Source organism: Nocardia gipuzkoensis, from assembly GCF_021183645.1.
GTDB lineage: Bacteria > Actinomycetota > Actinomycetes > Mycobacteriales > Mycobacteriaceae > Nocardia > Nocardia abscessus.
This window is the reverse complement of record NZ_CP089225.1, coordinates 2372975-2390134: the sequence shown is the minus strand read 5'-3', so window position 1 is coordinate 2390134 and position 17160 is coordinate 2372975. Positions and strand designations below refer to the sequence as shown.

The 17160-nt window shown below is 68.2% G+C and carries 20 protein-coding genes; 11 read left to right on the top strand and 9 right to left on the bottom strand.

The window, feature by feature from the left end:
* The first annotated feature begins 4 nt into the window (after positions 1 to 4).
* Positions 5 to 226, top strand: a complete 222-nt coding sequence (locus tag LTT66_RS10990) for a hypothetical protein (RefSeq protein ID WP_233066485.1) — start codon at positions 5 to 7, stop codon at positions 224 to 226.
* Positions 227 to 324: 98 nt separating this feature from the next.
* Positions 325 to 867 (top strand): hypothetical protein, encoded by a 543-nt coding sequence (locus LTT66_RS10985; protein WP_233066482.1) that lies wholly within the window; start codon positions 325 to 327, stop codon positions 865 to 867.
* Between the two features lie 247 nt (positions 868 to 1114).
* On the opposite strand, the gene LTT66_RS10980 is transcribed toward LTT66_RS10985, so the two are convergent.
* A complete protein-coding gene (locus LTT66_RS10980; RefSeq protein ID WP_233066480.1) occupies positions 1115 to 1480 on the bottom strand; it encodes a hypothetical protein in 366 nt (121 codons plus the stop codon).
* 19 nt (positions 1481 to 1499) lie between these two features.
* The gene (locus LTT66_RS10975) at positions 1500 to 1871 is read right to left on the bottom strand and encodes a hypothetical protein (RefSeq protein WP_233066478.1); all 372 of its coding nucleotides are present in this window, start codon (positions 1869 to 1871) and stop codon (positions 1500 to 1502) included.
* Positions 1872 to 2295: 424 nt separating this feature from the next.
* Here LTT66_RS10975 and LTT66_RS10970 point away from each other — a divergent pair, with 424 nt between their 5' ends.
* From LTT66_RS10970 to LTT66_RS10960, 3 genes are all read left to right on the top strand, one after another.
* Positions 2296 to 2472: a hypothetical protein gene (locus LTT66_RS10970; RefSeq protein WP_233066476.1), complete on the top strand. Its 177-nt coding sequence runs from the start codon at positions 2296 to 2298 to the stop codon at positions 2470 to 2472.
* A 14-nt stretch (positions 2473 to 2486) separates the two neighbouring features.
* Positions 2487 to 2945 (top strand): hypothetical protein, encoded by a 459-nt coding sequence (locus LTT66_RS10965; RefSeq protein WP_233066475.1) that lies wholly within the window; start codon positions 2487 to 2489, stop codon positions 2943 to 2945.
* 302 nt (positions 2946 to 3247) lie between these two features.
* Positions 3248 to 3685, top strand: coding sequence for a DoxX family protein (locus tag LTT66_RS10960; RefSeq protein WP_233066473.1), 438 nt, complete (start codon positions 3248 to 3250; stop codon positions 3683 to 3685).
* Positions 3686 to 3896: 211 nt separating this feature from the next.
* Here LTT66_RS10960 and LTT66_RS10955 read toward each other — a convergent pair whose 3' ends face one another.
* Positions 3897 to 4511 (bottom strand): hypothetical protein, encoded by a 615-nt coding sequence (locus LTT66_RS10955; protein ID WP_233066471.1) that lies wholly within the window; start codon positions 4509 to 4511, stop codon positions 3897 to 3899.
* A 260-nt stretch (positions 4512 to 4771) separates the two neighbouring features.
* Here LTT66_RS10955 and LTT66_RS10950 point away from each other — a divergent pair, with 260 nt between their 5' ends.
* From LTT66_RS10950 to LTT66_RS10930, 5 genes are all read left to right on the top strand, one after another.
* Entirely contained in the window at positions 4772 to 6139 is a 1368-nt protein-coding gene (locus LTT66_RS10950) for a hypothetical protein (RefSeq protein WP_233069120.1), read from the top strand.
* Positions 6139 to 7161, top strand: coding sequence for a hypothetical protein (locus LTT66_RS10945; RefSeq protein WP_233066469.1), 1023 nt, complete (start codon positions 6139 to 6141; stop codon positions 7159 to 7161). Before LTT66_RS10950 ends, LTT66_RS10945 begins: the two co-directional genes overlap by 1 nt.
* A gap of 1 nt (position 7162) precedes the next feature.
* Positions 7163 to 8689: a tetratricopeptide repeat protein gene (locus LTT66_RS10940; RefSeq protein WP_233066466.1), complete on the top strand. Its 1527-nt coding sequence runs from the start codon at positions 7163 to 7165 to the stop codon at positions 8687 to 8689.
* Positions 8686 to 9942 (top strand): CHAT domain-containing protein, encoded by a 1257-nt coding sequence (locus tag LTT66_RS10935; protein ID WP_233066464.1) that lies wholly within the window; start codon positions 8686 to 8688, stop codon positions 9940 to 9942. The genes LTT66_RS10940 and LTT66_RS10935 overlap by 4 nt, the downstream gene beginning before the upstream one ends.
* Before the next feature lie 219 nt (positions 9943 to 10161).
* Positions 10162 to 10401 carry a hypothetical protein gene (locus LTT66_RS10930; protein WP_233066461.1) on the top strand — a complete coding sequence of 80 codons (240 nt, stop codon included), beginning with the start codon at positions 10162 to 10164 and terminating at the stop codon, positions 10399 to 10401.
* A gap of 38 nt (positions 10402 to 10439) precedes the next feature.
* Here LTT66_RS10930 and LTT66_RS10925 read toward each other — a convergent pair whose 3' ends face one another.
* The 6 genes from LTT66_RS10925 to LTT66_RS10900 form a co-directional block, all read right to left on the bottom strand.
* Positions 10440 to 10844: a nitroreductase family deazaflavin-dependent oxidoreductase gene (locus LTT66_RS10925; RefSeq protein ID WP_233066458.1), complete on the bottom strand. Its 405-nt coding sequence runs from the start codon at positions 10842 to 10844 to the stop codon at positions 10440 to 10442.
* 98 nt (positions 10845 to 10942) lie between these two features.
* On the bottom strand, positions 10943 to 11782 hold the full coding sequence (locus LTT66_RS10920) for an alpha/beta fold hydrolase (protein ID WP_233066455.1): 840 nt from the start codon (positions 11780 to 11782) through the stop codon (positions 10943 to 10945).
* Between the two features lie 32 nt (positions 11783 to 11814).
* Positions 11815 to 12111: a hypothetical protein gene (locus LTT66_RS10915; RefSeq protein WP_233066453.1), complete on the bottom strand. Its 297-nt coding sequence runs from the start codon at positions 12109 to 12111 to the stop codon at positions 11815 to 11817.
* 109 nt (positions 12112 to 12220) lie between these two features.
* Positions 12221 to 12946, bottom strand: coding sequence for an amino acid ABC transporter ATP-binding protein (locus tag LTT66_RS10910; RefSeq protein WP_181724092.1), 726 nt, complete (start codon positions 12944 to 12946; stop codon positions 12221 to 12223).
* Complete coding sequence (locus tag LTT66_RS10905; RefSeq protein WP_233066451.1) at positions 12947 to 14743, bottom strand: ABC transporter substrate-binding protein/permease; 1797 nt, start codon at positions 14741 to 14743, stop codon at positions 12947 to 12949.
* Between the two features lie 148 nt (positions 14744 to 14891).
* A complete protein-coding gene (locus LTT66_RS10900; RefSeq protein WP_233066449.1) occupies positions 14892 to 15686 on the bottom strand; it encodes an LLM class F420-dependent oxidoreductase in 795 nt (264 codons plus the stop codon).
* A 183-nt stretch (positions 15687 to 15869) separates the two neighbouring features.
* Here LTT66_RS10900 and LTT66_RS10895 point away from each other — a divergent pair, with 183 nt between their 5' ends.
* Complete coding sequence (locus LTT66_RS10895; protein WP_195068745.1) at positions 15870 to 16952, top strand: ABC transporter ATP-binding protein; 1083 nt, start codon at positions 15870 to 15872, stop codon at positions 16950 to 16952.
* Positions 16953 to 17160 lie beyond the last annotated feature (208 nt).

Here is a 17160-nt window from a genome sequence, read left to right as displayed (position 1 = left end):
CGCAATGCTGCCTGTACTGATCGCTTTCGGCGTTGTCTCGTGGCTCGCGATCTGTTTTCTCGTGAGCACGGCGGTCCTCGAGTACCGCGTCACCCGTGCGGAAATGCTCTATCTGGAGCTGGCCGCGAGCCGATCGCTTCCATCCGACGCTGATCTCGAGCGCCTGTGTGACCTCACCGAGCCTCGCCGCGATCCGTGGGTACGCGCGGAGCTGGTCCCGGCGTAACCGCTGCCGCTCCACCCGAAGCGTGGCGGCCGTACGCACATAACTCCGAAGTTCCGTCGCGGCTCCGCGCCGCCGTTTCGTGGGGAGGTCTCCGAACAATGGTCACCGACAGCGAGGCCGACTCGAGCGGGCCGTGCTACGACACCAACGTCCTCGCCCGGACACTTTCGTGGCTGGACCACAACAACCCGCACTGGCCGATGCAGAGCTACGAGGCCGCGCGCACGGCCTACCACCATCACCAAGATTGCCCACCCATGACCTGCGCCACCTACATAGCGGCGCTTTACAAAATCAGGAAATGGGAAGGTGCTCAGGGTGCGCCAGTCGTTCCTTCCGAAGTCCATCGTCAGGGAGTGATCATGCAAGCCGCTCGCCCGGGATCTGCCGTGCGGCGAAAGCACCAACCGGCCCTCGGCCGCACCCGCGAGCAGATGTCGCCGCACCCGGAGCAACCGGACGTGCGCCTGGCGGTGGTGATCGATGGGCACCGGCTGGACTTCGCCGCCTGCCTCACATCCGCATTATGGTTCCTCCAAGAGCAGCACCGGCGCCCCTTCGTCGACTCCGTGGAGGTCATCCCTGGCGACACGACCGGCTTACGGCGGTTGCCGAACGAGAGGCTGTACGACGGGCCGTGAACCATTGGCCCCGGACCACAGGAGTCGCCGAGTGTGTACGAGCGGGATACACCCGAACGCTACACCTGGAGAAGAGGCGAAGAGTCCGGCTGAAATGCCGTTAGCATCATTCTGACGTATTCGACTGGGCTCCTGATCTTCTGATTGGTAGTCCCGGGCGCCGGTCTCCTGCGGGTCGATGTTTCAGCGTATCTGCGAGCGGAGGGTCGCCACCGCTTGCGGTGGCGACCCTCCGGTGGGGATTACCTCAGCTCAGCAGCTTGGTTCCGGCGTAGCTACCCCATTGCAGCTCGACGATGTCGTCGGAGTCGTCGTTGTAGGTCGAGTCGATCCAGTCGGTAATCTTCGACTCCGCCTCCCGCAGCACCGGTTCTGGGACATCGTTGTCCGTGTCGACTCGCAGCAGGTGGTAGGCCCGGTCTCCGGGGTCCTGGTCTGGGTGCTGGGCGGCCCAGTGCAGATGCATTTCGTAGTCGGTTTCGGCCTTCTGCTCGAAGGTGATCCGCGCGCTTGTGAACTCCGGGAACGTCGCGATCTCGTCGGCCAGGGCCGATCGGGTCGCTTCTGCCTCGGTGGGCGTGCAGTACAGCTGGACAACCAGATAGCTACTCACGCTTACTGGTTCCATCCTCTCAGTTGATGGCACGGCAGTGCCGCTTGTGATACCCCTGCGGCATCTTATTGTCGACGTCCTGCTCGGCGGCTTTCTCGGCGTCTTTGCGGTTGAAGGCCCGGCCGGTCCCCTCGATCTTCTCTTCGGAGTGCCCGTTGGCCGGCGTACCGTTCTTGACCTTGTCGCAGCGCACCGTGACCGTGACCTTCTTCGGCTTCCGCTGCACCGGCGAAAGCCCCTCCGCCACAGGCTGGGCCAGCGTGGCGGCGGTCGCTGCGGGCATCTGGTAGTCCGCGGGCGCGGCAGCCGCTACCGCCGTGCCCGCGAAACCGACAGTGAACGGCACGGCCACCGCGAAAGCGATCGCCGATGCCAGTCGCGTACTTCTCATGACATCCCCCGTCTGCTCTCGACCCCCACCCGGCGGAAACCTCTCCGCCAGGCGGGCGATCTGATCTGAAATGGCGACGGCCGACGAAATCCAGCTCCGACAAGAGGAACCCGAAGTCGTTGTCCGTCAATTGAGTTGGACGGAGGCACCAGGGAAACGGTTCCACTACTGCGCAGGAACCTCGAGTGATCTGTAACACGGTGGCCCGACCCCGCAGCTCAGGACGACATGGCGATGTCGCCGAACAGGTCGAGCTGCTCGCTGCCGTTGAGCCCGAGGCGGTTACGCGGGCGCGCCGCCGGGCCGCGATCGCGGCTACAGCAGTCTCTGCTAACCATTTCAGAAGAACTGCTGAATCGGGGTGCCGGTTGCGGGGAGCTTCCGGTGGAGAGAAGGTCGCGCGGCCAGGTGTCAGTGCGGGTGTTTGTCCTGCTACTTCGAGAATCTGGACCGGACAGACGCCACCGGCCCAGAGAAGTACACCGGGACCGGAAAGACCAAGGACGCGGCCGAGGAGGACGCCTGGAACAAGGTCCAGGCGGCTGCGCCCAAGGGGCGGAAGGTCAAGCACTGCCGCGTCGAGAACTCATCGAAGAAATAACAGGAAGGTTGTACGTGGACGACGACGAACGCCAAGTGTGGGAGTTCGCGGTAGGACTTGGGTTGCCGGACGCGACCGGGCCCGGCGCCCTCGACGGCGAGGGAATCCACCCGGTCGCGCTGGCGCTCGAAGAGAGCACCCATCGGATCCGCGGGGTGAACCGTATCCCGTGCTTCACCAGCTTCGGACCGGTCACGGCGGTCGATGAGTTCGCTCAGCGCGCGTGGGGGGACGCGTACGACCCGGCGCGCGTCCCAGTCGAATGCCGTCTCGCCGTCTATGTGACGGATGACGAGCTGGATGAACTGGTACTGGCGGTTGCAGAGGATCTCGGCCTGGACCAGGACGGATACTCGACAGTAGTTGGCCGCAAGGTCACCCTAGGCCTGCGGGCCATCTCGTTGGAATCGCCGGAGAACGCCTTCTACCAGCACCTCGTCGACCAGTGTCGAGATCAACCCACCACGGATTGACTACGCAGTACGACGACATCATCGAGCAGCATCGGATCGAGTCCGGGAATTCGCACCCGACGGTCCCGGAGGAGTGTTCCGGGACCGTCTCGGTGTCGAGTGCTTGAAGCGAACAGTGCCCCGTGCATCGCGGTAGGCGTCTGTACCTCCGGTGATGGCCATGTCGAGTGGGCTCGAGCCCCTTACCCAAAGGGCCTGCATTGTGACGGATCTTTGCGGACAGCGATGAGTCTTCGGCCGGTGCTCCGTCCTATCTGTTGAACGCGCTACCAACCCGGCGCGACCGACCAGAAGGACCAGAAATGACCACCGCCAACGCCTCCGCCGACTTCTCCGCCGATGTCACCGACCGTCCCGGCAAAATTCGCAACCGCGTCCTGTGGACCCTGCAGATCGTGCTCGGCCTGTTCTTCATCATCGCCTCCGGCGGGCCGAAGCTCGTGATCCCGAACACCTTGGCGGACAACGCCCCCGAGAATCTGACCATCCCCCTCGGGCTGCTCATCTTCATCGGAGTCGCGGAGGTCGCCGGCGGTATCGGGCTGATGGTGCCACGGCTCAGCGCCCTTGCCGCCGCGGGCCTGTCCGTTCTCACCGTGCTCGCCGCCGGGACGCAGGCTTTCATCGCCGACAAGCCCGTGATGGGGATCTTCCCGCTGGTGCTGGCCGCGATCTTCGCCTGGATCGCCTACGAGCGCCGCGCCACCATCACCGATCTGCGTAATTCGCTGTCGCGATGATCAATCCATGAGCACGACTGGCGATCGGTGGCCGAGCCCACCGATCGCCCCTCGTGCGTTCCCGGATCGGTCGCCTGTCGGGTTGGCGGCGATCGGTTCAGCGGCCATCTGGTCCGCGGCGGCCCGCCCCGGGCGCCGCACCAGGTGGCCGCAGGTAAATGACTCGATGGCCTCGAAGTGTCCGGTATCGGACCACCAGTTGGCCGCTGATTCACCTGCCCTGGTTGGTGACGAACGCCTGTACGGCGTCGAGGAACTCCGGGCCGCCCATGGCGTAGCCGCCGACGGTTCCACCGATCAGCGCACCCACAGGGATGCTGACCCCCCAGATCAGGAACATGCATGCCCCGAGGAGGCCGCCCACGATGGCACCGGTGACGACGCCGGGCAAATTCTTGTTGATCTGTTCCTTGAGCCGGTCGTAGGAGCTGATGTCCTTCGGTTGCCCGCCATCTTCTGCCGTCGGTGTCAGCGTCAGGGTGCGGCCGTCCGCACCGATTTGCTGTGCGATCGCGATCGAACGCCCGTCGACGGCGAACCATTGCGGCACTTCGGTCACCGCCGCTCCGTCGCCGGACTCGAGCACCACCGCACCGTTCCGCGCGATCTGGAACTTGCCATTCTCTACGGTGGCGATAATGACCCTGTCCACTGGCGAAACGGTGATCCGGTAGTTGATTCCATGATCCACACCGGAAGTTGTGTCGCCAGCGGTCATCGCGTTCGGCTGCCTCGTTACGGTCGGCGCCGCATGGGCGGTCGCCGCGGTGATACCCACGGCCGAGATGACCATGAATACGGCAGCGGTGAACTTCTCGAACTTCATTAGTCGAATCCCTCCACTCAGCTGCCCCTGATGGGCGGACCGAGTCAGACCTTAGGCGCCGAATTCAGTGGCGTGTGGTACGCCACACACATAGTTCGAAGTCCCTGCACTCCTGTTTCCCTGGAGCGCAGTACTCCGCGCATGCAGTGCGACCAGCCCTGCCCCCGCGTAGTCCCGTCTTCCAGCACCATAAGCGGGCCATGAACACGCCGGGACGAAGTCGCGGCAAATACAATGCATCCATGCGACGACCGCGCGCCATGGTGCTCGATGAGGTGTGGCGCAGGCTCGATGGCGTGGAGCCGCTCAGCGGCCCGCACGGGGGGCCGTTGCGCCGGACCGTGAAGCTCGTGCTCGACCCGCTGGTGATCCGCCCCGTGCAACATCCCTCGTGCGCGGGGCCGATCTTGACGGCCGACGGCGCGGTATTGCTGGAGGCGCGCATCCAGGCCGCGGCAGATGTGCTTCGTGCGACGGCGGCCTGGTTCACGGTACTCAAGCAGGTGCGGCGGACGCTGCGGATCACCGAGGGACACCCGCAGGATCTGTACTTCCAGCGCTGTTTCGAGCTGGCGACCACCTCCGGTATGCCGGATCCGGCACAGGCACGCGCCGCCGCGGAGGACGCGCTGCGGGAAATCCACGAATACACCGCGGGACGCACCACCCAAGCGCTGAAGGAATACCTGACCGACCGCGCCCGGGAGCGCGAGCTGGCCGGACTGCTCGAGCTGGCCTGGCGGCGACGCCCACCGACCGGACCGCAGGGTGCCGACCACGCCGCGGAGGTTGCCGCGCTGCTGGAAGCCTGCGCCGCGGCACGACTGGGCCAGGACGCCGCCGACGGACAACCCGTGCTGGATCGGCTGGTCGCCACCCATGCCGGTACCCACGCGGGAATCCGGTTGTGGCAGGACACCTCCGGCTATTCGGCCCAGGAGCTCGGGCTGACCACGCACCCGGTGCCGCTGCGTCCGGCGATCGGCTCCTCGGCCTCGAAATCGACCCTCGGGCTTCCGTTCGATCGCACCGTCTACGAGCGCGTGTTCACCGTGCTGCAGGCGTCCACCGAGCGCGCGGAGCTGCCGCCGATCCCCGAACTGGTCGACGCCGAGATCGCCAGGAGCTGCGCGCCCTGGGCGCTGCTGGAGGAGTCGCTGCGCGTGGCCGCGACGGCGGGCACCGCACTGGCGACCGGCTTGTCGCCCATCGAGCACAGCGGCGCGCGGGAGGTCCGACCGCGGCTGCGCCTGGCCGAAACGGATTCGGGCGCGGCACGGTCCACGGCGCAGCACGTGGTCAACAGCCGCTGGCAGCGGGAGGCTTACGTGCTGCAGGCCCGGCGGCTGGTGGTGAGCGCCGACCCCGCGCGACCACCCGCGGGTCCACTGGCCGCGATCGCGGCCGAGTTGGTCACGCCGTGGCGGCCGTACCTGCGCCGACTGTGGGTTCGCCTGCACGGCAGGGATGTCCGGGAGTTCGCGATCCACGATCCGGACGAACTGTGGGACCTGCTCGATGGCGTGGCGCGGTCGGTCATCCTCGACCATCGCACGCGGGTGAAGCGGGCGCTCAGTGTGCGCGCGGGCGCGGGTGAGCCGGACGCGGCGGAATCGAAGGCGAGCTGATGAGCACGACCGTACGCGTCCGCCGCCGAGACGACCTGTGGATCATCGCGCCGGACGACGCTCCGACCGTGGTGGACGACAAGCCCGGGGTGGACGTGCTCGTGCTGGAGGTGGCGGGCGGACACTTGACCTGGAGCCTGCTCGCCGGGCAGGTGACACCGGCGGCGGTGATCGATGATCTCGCCCTCGCGCAGGAGTGGATCTGGGCGGTGTACGGCCCTGAGGTGTCCGTCGCACTCGACGAATCCGCCGCGAGCGAAGGGGAATTCCCGTCCGAGCCCGCGCTGCCGGACCTCGCCGCGCGCGCGTGGCGGCTCGGCTACGCCCGCTGGGCGGCGCGCTGGTGGCCCGCCTCGACCTTGGACGGCATCGCCCCGCTGGACGAGAGCCTGCTGGAAGACGAAATCGCCACGTTGAGCGAGGAATGCGACCTGATCGTCGACGGCGCCGACGCGGTGGCCGAGGAGCGCACCCCCGCCGAGGCGCTCGGCCGCGCGGAGGACTACGCGCTGGCCGCGGGACCGGCCACGATCGTCGCGCCCGGCGCCCTCGTCCTGGCCCGCGGCACCGCGGGCTGGGATTGGAATCGCTGCCCGCCCGGGCTGCTCGACGCCTCCGAACGCGCTGTGTCCTGGGAAGTGGTGCGCGAGGCGGGCACGACGATCGTGCGGGTGAGCGCGGTCGCGGCGCCACTGTCGGCCGCGGACGTCCCGGCGCACCTGCATCCCCGGGCAACGATCGGCACCACGGCCGATGCCGCGGACGTGCCGCTGATCCGCGCGGGCGAACTGTGGCAGGCCGAGACAACGGCACCGGCCGGTGCGGAAGCGGGCGTGGCCGTGCGCGTCTACGTGCCGGGCGTCGGCGTGGACGAGCAGGAGCCGGACGCCGCGGCCCGGCGCGCGCGGATCCGCGAACTGGTCACGGCACGGCTGCGGCGCACCGCCGACACACCCGACACCCCCGTCGACGCGCCGCTGCTGGCGGAAGTCGCCGCCGCCGCGTCGGATTCGGACTTCTGACATGATCGACGAGACCGCGGGCGACGGCCGTGAACTACTCGCCGCGGGCGCCGACGCGTACGCCCGCGGGGACACGGTCGAGGCCAAGCGGCTCTTCGAAGATGCTGCCGAACGAACCACGGGAGACATCCGGCTCGGCGCGATCATCAATGCCGCGAGCATGGCCGACGAACTCGGCGACCACGCCGCCTCGCTCGCGCTCTACCGCTCGGCGCTGGCCGAAATGCCGGATGACGCATCGCGATTGCGTCCGAACGCCCTGGTCAACATGTCCCAGGCGCTCCAGCATCTCGGCGAGCTCGACCAAGCGCAAGCGGCGCTGGAGCAGGCACGGGCCTTGCTCGCCGACAACACCGACACCGACCTCGGCGTGCTGCGCGTGGCCTGCCTGCTCTCGCTGACCGCCGTCGCGCTGCACCGGCACAATTGGGCCTACGCCGCCGAACTCGCCACCGAATCGCTGGAGGCGGCCCGGCATTTCGCGCCGCAGCTGGCCGGTCACCCGCTGATGAATCTCGCCGCCACCTATTTCGAGACCGGACGCCGCGACTTGGCCGTCGACTTCGCGCGGCAGGCACTGGCCGCGTTCGAGGACGCGGGCGATCGGAACGCGGTCGCCGAGACCGAACAGAACCTCGCCATCATGCTCGTTCGCATCGAGCGGTACGACGAGGCGGAGGCGCCGCTGCGATCGAGTCAGCGGTATTTCGAGCGGGCCGGTCTGGGGCACCGAGCCGGAGTCGGCCTCAAGACCATGGGGTTCCTCGCCGAGGGTCGCGGCGATCTGGCGAGCGCCGAGGACTGCTACACACGGAGCTTGGCGTATTTCGTGGCCAGCGCTGCCGTACTCGACGCGGCCGACCTGCGCATCCGTTCGGCCACCGTGGCGTTCCGTACCGGGAGGGTCGCCGAAGGCGAGCGGCTGCTCGCCACGGCGTTCGCGACCTACGCCGAGCGCGGCCTCGGATTGCACTGCGCCCAGCTCGATTTCTGGCATGCGACGTTACTGGAGGGCGTGCTCACCGCTACCGAGCCGCCGACAGGGGAGATGCTCGCGCAGGCGGTCGGCATAGCCGTTCCGGCCGCGCTGGCCATCGACGCCGTGCGCTACACCCTGCCGAACGGCACACAGCGCGAGCAGTGGAACCGGCAGATCGCCGACCCCGCCATGCGGCTGGCGTTCCGCTTCGCCTACCTGTCCGGCAATGGGGTGCTCGTGGCTGATCTGATCGAAACACAGTGTGCTGGAACCGCTTTAGCTATCGATAAAGCGGAGCGGGATACTCCCGCGCGGCTTCCGCTCGATTTGCTGGACGCACCGGAGGATTTCACCGATCATCCCGGCAGCGCCGCCTTGCAACTGGGCGCGGCACTGGCCGAGGTCGCGGCCGGAGCGGGTCTGCCGGTCGCGCCGCCGCCGCGCTTGGCGCTGGCCGCGGAAGGCCGGATCGCGCTCGCGCCGTTCATCGTCGCCGCCGAACAGCGCTACGGCCGGGTGATCCGCGACGATCGGGTGCTGACGGTATGACGCGACCGACCGTGCTCGTCCGCATGGCGGACGCGGGAGACGTCTACGTGTCGTGGCGGTGGGTCGACGACAGCGCGCCCCGCGGCGCGGGCGTGCTCCCGGAAGACGCGGCCGTGCGGGCGGTCGGACTGCTCGCCGAGGCGCTCCCGCGGCCCGCCGAGACCGGTGGTCTCACGCACGCCCTCACCACCGGCGCGTTCGCCGACTACGAGCGGGAATACGCCGTCGCGCAAGCACTCTCCCGGGCGCTGCTGCCCTACGGCCTGGCCGTACAGCTCTACGAGCTGTGGCAGGGCGGCGTGCGCCCGCATATCCGGCTGCAACCGTCACCGCGTCTGGCGCAGGTGCCGTGGGAACTCATCGCGCCCGACCGCGATGTCCGGCTGATCGACATCGCCGACGTCAGCCTGCTCGCTCCGGCGAGTGTCGTGCAAGCGCCGGGACGGATCGCGCGCGAGTGGGCGAAGAGCGCCGCGCTTCCGGTCGTCGCGGTGCTGGATCCGCGCATCCCCGGCTTCCGCGCCGATTCGACGCTCGGTTCGGTACTGGGCCGGATGACCGCCGAAGCCCCGCTAGCGCAACGGATCGCGGCGTACGCCGCGCAGGACCGATTGCGTCCGGCGGTCCCGAATCCGGTGGACGCGTTCCGGCGCACCGATGTGGACCGCGCCTGGCTCGGCGCAACCCTGCGCGCGGGCGCGAGCCGCCTGGTCTACGTCGGGCACGTCACCGCCGCCGCACCCGAATCCGGCCGGAGCGAGGATGCCGAATTGCATCTCGCCTGCACCGCCGACGCCGTCGGTTTCGCCGAGCCGTCCCGCACGCACCGGCCGCTCTCGGCCAAAGACCTGCTGCTCGGCACGCACACCATCGACGCGGATCCGGTTGCCGGGCCGCAGCTGTGGCCGATGCCGAGCCGGGTCGCGCTGATCGCCTGCGAGAGCGGAGGCGACCTGCGGTTCAGCGAGGCGCTCGGTTTGACCGCCGCGATGATCACCGGCGGTGCGGAACTGGTCACCGCGAGCAGGTGGGCGCTGCCTACCGATTTCGCCTTCCAGCGCGTCGCGGGCGCGCCGCCGCAGGCCCAACCGCTACAGCAGGCCGTCTGCGCCATCGACGGCGCGCACGAACAGCCCGATCCGGTGACCGCACTCGCCGAATGGCAGCGCGAACGCCTGGCCGCTTGGCGAGACACCGGCCGGATCGAGCATTCCCCGGTGCTGTGGGCGGCATTCGCGACCGTCTGCGCCTGACCCCGGCAAATCCTACTGCCCGGTCTCCATATACCGATCTACGTGCGACGATGCCGCGATATTCGCGAAAAAACGGGTAACGCTACTACTGCGCAAACCGACACTCAGCATCGAACCTGTGGATAAGCTCGAACGCCGTCAGCCATCACGAATTCTGAGCAGGAGACGTAGCTACACCAGTCGGACCACCGCCTCGACCGGCCTCTGAGGAGCCCAACAATGCGTTACTACGCCGTCTACGACAACGACGGAAACCTCGCCACCATCCTCGGACAACCTGACGACGCGCCGCCGCTGCGCCCCGCCGCCTTCCACCGGGGGCAACGGCTCACCGAACTGGCCCTACCGGAAGGGATCCTCGACCCCGCCGACCCGGACAACCTGACCGCGCTGCTCGACCTGGTCGCGGACCGCCGAGTCGACGCGGCGACTTCCCATACCGACACGGCGGCCCGCTGATCGGTCGCCGGTGCGCAGCGCGGTGCTGAGCCGCCTGGTCACGCCCGCGTGAGGGCCACCACCGGAATGACGCGGGAGGTAGCCATTTCGTGCTCGGCGAAGAACGGATAGGTGTTCTTCAGCATCGCCCAGGTGCGGGCACGGTCCTCGCCGGTCAGCGGGGTGGCCAGCGCCGGATAGGTCTCCTCGCCCACCTCGACGGTGACATGCGGGTCTTTCCGCAGGTTCAGGTACCAGTCGGGGTGCCTCGGTGCGCCGACGTTGGAAGCGACGATCAACAGCCGGTCGCCGTCGCGGTGGAACATCATCGGGGTGGTGTACGGGGCGCCGGTGCTGCGGCCGGTCGTGGTCAGCAAGACCAGGCGGTCGCGCTGCATGCCGTCGATCTCGCCGCCCGCTCGGAACTGCGCGATGGTTCGCCTATTGATTTCCTTGACGTCCACGGTTCACCTCCCGGGATGTGGTGGACGAGGATCAGCTTTCTCTCTGGTCGCACACGCTGTCCGGGAAACGCCGGGATCGGCGGCGGCATCAGGGGATTTCAGCCGGGGTGAGCGAGCAGGTGCTGGATCAGCAGCCGAGCCAGCGCCATGGGCTCCTCCTCCGGAATCCAGTGCGAGACGTCCTCGAGCATCTCGAATCGGTACGGGCCGGATACGTATTTCTGGGTGGCCAGCGCGGCGGTGGACCCGACGGTCGCGTCCTCGGTGCCCCACACGTACAGGGTGGGAACCTCCACCGGGCCGATCGGACCAGCGAGAGGCATGGCGCGGTACCAGTTCAGCGCCGCGGTGAGCGCGCCGGGCTCGGCCAGCCTGCGCACATAGTCCTCGACGCGTTCCTCCGGAACCTTCCACTCGAAGATCCGGCGCAACGCGGCCCCGTCGTCGGCGAGCAAGGTCCGCTCCGCGGTGCGCGGCTCACGCAGCCTGGTCAGGTAGTGCGAGCGCTGCGCTTGGTCCTCGTCCTCGGCCATCGCCCGCGCGAGCGCGGCGGGATGCGGATGCGACAACGCGCTGAAGGTGCGGACCCGCTCCGGCAGCTCGGCGGCCAACGCCCACCCGACCAGCGCCCCGCAGTCGTGGCCGATCAGGTCGAAGCGCTCCCATCCCAGCGCGTCGGCGATTGCCACCACATCGCCGACCAGCTCCTCGAGCCGGTACTCGGCGGCCCGCTCGGGCCGCGCACCCGGTGAATACCCGCGCTGGTCGGGCGCGACAGCGTGGCATCCGCCGTCGGCCAGCAAGCCGAGCTGGAACTCCCACGCCCGCGCGCCCTGCGGAAACCCGTGCAGCAACAGCAGCTCCCGGCCGCCGGGAGCGCCGACGGCCAGTACGTCGAAGGTGCCTGCCTCGGTGCGAATCTCGAGTTCTTCGATCACCCGCTCGACTCTAGAACCGGGTACCGACGCGATCAGTGCTCGTCGAAGTGGCCGTTGTGGGCGGCGTGACGGTGTCCGTCGTGCACGTAGTCGACGTGGTCGCCGTGCTGGACGGTCTCGTGGCCGCAGTTCGGCCCGTGCTGATGGGGATGATCGGCGCACTCGGTGTGCCCGGCACGCTCGCATTCGTCGTAGTGTCCCTGGTGTTCGCGGTGCAGATGACCATCGTGGGCGTAGTCGATGTGATCGCCGTGCTGGAACGCCGTGTGCCCGCAGTCCGGGCCGTGCACATGGTCGTGGCCGGTGTGCTGCGCATGTGCTGTGGTCATCGAATTTCCCTCTTTCCTCGATCGGATAGCTGGAATCGTGATGATCGATACATTAGCAGATGCGCATCAATGAAGATTGCCCTGCGTGTGCTGGATCGCGCCGCGCGACTCAGAGCACCTGGGAGAGGAACCTTTGTAATCGCGGCGTCTGCGCGTCGTCGAACAAAGCGTCGGGCGTGCCGGTCTCCACGACCTGCCCTTGGTCCATGAACACCACGCTGTCGGACACCGAGCGGGCGAAGCCCATCTCGTGGGTCACCACGACCATCGACATGCCGCCGGAGGCGAGGTCGGCCATGAGCGCGAGCACCCCCTTCACCAGCTCGGGGTCCAGCGCCGAAGTGGCCTCGTCGAAGAACATGATCTCCGGCTGCATCGCCAGCGCCCGCGCGATGGCGACGCGCTGCTGCTGCCCGCCGGACAGGTTGGCCGGCCGGGTGTCGGCCTTGTCGGCCAGACCGACGATCTCCAACTGCTCGACGGCCAGCGCCCGCGCCCGGTCCTTGGACAGCCCGCGCAGCTTGCGCGGACCCAGCGCGACGTTCTCCGCGACGGTCTTGTGCGGAAACAGGTTGAAGTGCTGGAACACCATGCCGATGCGCTGGCGCAGCCGGTCCGGATTCTCGGTGAGCACGGACTTGCCGTCCAGCAGCACGTCGCCCCGGTCCGGCTCGTAGAGCCGGTTCAGCACCCGCAGCAGGGTCGATTTACCCGAGCCGGACGGCCCGATGACGGTAGCGGTCTTGCCCGCGTCGACGTGGATGTCGATCCCGCGCAGCACGTGGTTGTGCCCCAGCGTCAGATGCAGTCCGGTACCGGTGAGGGAGGCACTCATCTATCCGCGCCCTTCCGTGATCGTGGCCGCCTCCACCTGGTCGATCGGCCGGTCGGGCCGTCCGGTCCGCATCCGGCGGTCGATGTAGTTCACCAGGTGGGTGAGCGGGACGGTGAGGATCAGGTAGACCAATCCGGCGGCCACCAGCGGCGACAGATTGCCGGTCTGCGCGTTGAGATCGCGGCCGACGGCGAACAGCTCACGCTGGGTGGCGAGCAGGCCGAGGAAGTAGATCAGCGACGAGTCCTTGATCAGCGCGATGAACTGGTTCATCAGCGCGGGCAGCACCCGGCGCACGCCTTGCGGGATCACCACCAGCGTCATCGCCTGGCGGTATCCGAAACCGATCGCGCGCGCCGCCTCCAGCTGCCCGGCCTCGACCGATTGGATACCGGAGCGGAAGATCTCGCCGATGTAGGCCGAGGCGAGCAACGCCAGCGCCACCGCACCGAGCCAGTACGGGTTGTTGCCGGTGAGGTTGCGCACCACCGGGCCGACGCCGAGACCGATCAGCAGGATGATCACCACGGCGGGCAAGCCGCGGAAGATATCGGTGTACACCCTTGCCGGCCAGCGCAACCAGCGGGTCCGCGAGATTCCGGCGACCGCGAGCAGCATGCCGAGGACGGTGCCGAGCGCACCCGAAACCACCGCGAGGATCAAAGTGTTCGGCAGACCGGTCTTGAACAGGTCAGGGAAAGCCTTGCGGTACAGCGACCAATCGAAGAACGTGTCCTTCAACTGTTGCACGGTGGATTTCGGCGCGTTCTGCTCCGACTCGCCCGTTTGCTTGCCCGCGGCCAGCGCGGCGAAGTCCGGCAGCTGCGGGGCGGGCGCGGCCTTGGAGCCCGGCTTCCAGCCCGGCGGCAGCTGCCGGGGCACCCACTCGGCGTAGAGCTCGGCGTAGGTGCCGTCCGCGATCACCGCGTCCAGACCGCTGTTGAGCGCGTCGATGAGCGGCTGGTTGTTCTTGGCGACCGCGTAACCGACGAAGTTGTCCAGGCTGAAGGTGTTCTGCGACACCGATATGCCATCACCAGGCTTGATCGCGCCTTCCGCTTGGGCGGACGGGGCGACCCAGGCGTCCACCTGGCCGGACTTCAGGTTGGCGTAGGCGGTGTTGTAATCCGGGAACTTCACCGGGTCCAGCCGCAGCTGGTTCACCACGAACTCGTCCTGCACCGTGCCCTGCACCACGGCGATCCGGGTGCCGCGGTTCAGGTCGGAAAACCCTTTGATCGGACTGCCGTTCGGCACGACCAAGGAGAAATAGCCGAAGTCGTAGCCGTTGGTGAAACCGACCAGCCGGCGGCGCGCGTCAGTAGTGGTGATGTTGGACGAGCCCACATCGAAACGGCCGCCGGACACCTGGGCGAGCAGCCCGGCGAACTCGGTGCCGGAGAACTCCACCTGGAGGCCGAGCTTGGCGGCGATCGCCTTCAGCAGCTCGTTGTCGAAGCCGGTGAACGTGCCCTGCCGGTCGACGCAGATGCTCGGCGGCGCGTCGGAGAGCGTGCCGACGCTGAGCTTGCCGGAGGTGATCAAGCCGAGCTTCGAGACGTCGATCGATGTCGGCGCCACGGTGGTCGCGGTGGTGTAGCGGTCGCTGCCCGCGGCGGCCGATTCGGCCAGGTTGGTGGGCGCGGCGGAGGCGGCGGCCAGGCCGGGCGGTGCGCAGAGGTTGCGCTCGGTGGCCGCGTCGTCGGAGCCGGTACCGCACGCCGTCGCGCTGAGACCGACGGCAAGCAATAGCACGGCGATCAACGCACGAGACCGCACAGCGGGCAGAACAGCCATGACGGACAACCCTAGCCCCGAGAATCTGTTAATTCGCAGCTACCCCGAGGCGGGTGGCCCGTGCGGCCGTGCCCGGCCTGCGGTCGAGATTTCGATCAGCCTGATCCGAATTCCGCGCCGCGGCGCGACGGCCGCCAGGCAATCCGGCTCAAGCCAGTCCGCTGACCGGTTCCGGGTTGACCTCGTCGCGCCACCGGACGGCCGTCGCGACCTCGCTCAGGTCGTAGTCCGGTCCGCTGACCCCGAGGGTGAAGGTCGTCACGCCCGCCTCGACGAACGCGGGCGCCTTGGCCAGGCCCGGCCACTGCACCGAGCGCTCGATGCGCGCCTGGTCGGTGCCGACGGCGGCGCAGTGCTCGGCGAGCACCTTGTTCTTGTGCGCAAGCACGTCCAGGTCGGCGAAGGTGTGCCACATGTCGGCGTACTGCGCGACCAGCCGCAAGGTCTTCTTCTCGCCACCTCCGCCGATCAGGATCGGAAGGTCGCGGGTCGGGCGCGGATTGAGTTTCGGCAGCCGGGCACTGATCCGGGCCAAATTCTCCTTCAGCAGCTCGAGTCTGCTGCCCGGGGTGCCGAAGTCGTAGCCGTACTCGTCGTAGTCCTTCTCGAACCAGCCCGCGCCGATACCGAGAATGAGCCTGCCGCCGCTGATGTGGTCGACGGTGCGCGCCATATCGGCCAGCAGGTCCGGATTGCGGTAACCGCCGCCGGTGACCAGCGCGCCGATCTCCACCCGCTCGGTCTGCTCGGCGAACGCGCCCAGCATCGTCCAGCATTCGAAGTGCGCACCGTCGGGGTCCCCCGTGAGCGGATAGAAGTGATCCCAGTTGAACACGATGTCGACACCCGCGTCCTCGCAGCGCAGCACCGCGTCGCGGATGAGCCCGTATTCGGGCGCGTGCTGCGGCTGCAGCTGAACTCCGATACGAACTGGACGACTCATGACATGCTCCTCGTCGCTCGGCTTGCCCCCGCCCCGAGGCTACCGGCGCGGTCGGACGCCCGCAGGTAGCCGCCCGGCGCGGGCGCTGACGTGGCTCATCGTCGCCCGGGCGGATAGGATCGCCGCTCAACCCTTACTCGGATCGTCCGGCACGTTCCTGCCGGGATGGGATGTGAATTCGGCATGGCCACGGTGACCTTCGACAACGCGACGCGGCTCTACTCCGGCTCCGCCAAACCCGCGGTGGATCGGTTGAATCTGGAGATCGAGGACGGCGAGTTCCTCGTGCTGGTCGGCCCGTCCGGCTGCGGGAAATCGACCTCGCTGCGCATGCTCGCCGGGCTGGAGGAGGTCAACGGCGGCCGCATCCTGATCGGCGACAACGACGTGACGCACGCCGAGCCGAAGGAACGCGATATCGCCATGGTGTTCCAGAACTACGCGCTCTACCCGCACATGACCGTCGCGGAGAACATGGGCTTCGCGCTGAAACTGGCCAAGGTCGCCAAAGCGGAGAAGCAGAAGCGGGTCCTGGAGGCGGCCAAACTGCTCGACCTGGAGCCCTACCTGGATCGCAAACCGAAGGCGCTGTCCGGCGGTCAGCGCCAGCGGGTGGCGATGGGCCGCGCCATCGTGCGCCAGCCGCAGGTGTTCCTGATGGACGAGCCGCTGTCCAACCTGGACGCCAAGCTGCGTGTGCAGACCCGCACGCAGATCGCCCAGTTGCAGCGCAGGCTCGCCACCACGACGGTGTACGTCACCCACGACCAGGTCGAGGCGATGACCATGGGTGATCGCGTCGCGGTGCTCAAGGACGGCCTGCTGCAACAGTGCGCCACGCCGCGCGACCTCTACCGCGATCCGGCCAACGTGTTCGTCGCGGGATTCATGGGCTCACCGGCCATGAACCTGTTCACGCTCCCCGTGGCCGATGGCCGGGTGGAGCTGGGCGGGCACGCGCTCGCGCTGCCGCGAACGGTCGCGGATGCCGCGGGGGCCACCGTGACGGTCGGCATCCGGCCGGAGCACTTCGAGCTCGGCGACGGCTCCGGCATCGAGATGGAGGTGGACGTGGTGGAGGAACTCGGTTCCGACGCCTACATCTACGGCCGCACCGTCGCCGAGGGCGCGACCAACGGCGCCGGGGAAACCATTGTGGCGCGCGCGGATTGGCGCAATCCGCCGGCGAAGGGCACGCGCCTGCGGCTGTCCACCGACGCCGAGCACATCTACTTCTTCGACACCGACGGGCGCAGGCTCAACTAGCTCATCGCCGATGGCGGCTCAGCTCGGCGGTTCCGCCGCCGAGCTGCTCGCCGACCCGCACCCGGCGAAGGAGTGCGCCCGCGGCTCGGCGGCTGCGACTCGCTCGCGCCGTGAGCGGGCCCGGTGCGATCAGTCCGTCGCGTTCGATCGGCGGCGTTCGCGCCGCTGCTGCGCATAGTCCTCGTTGAGCCGCACGAAACCCCCGGTG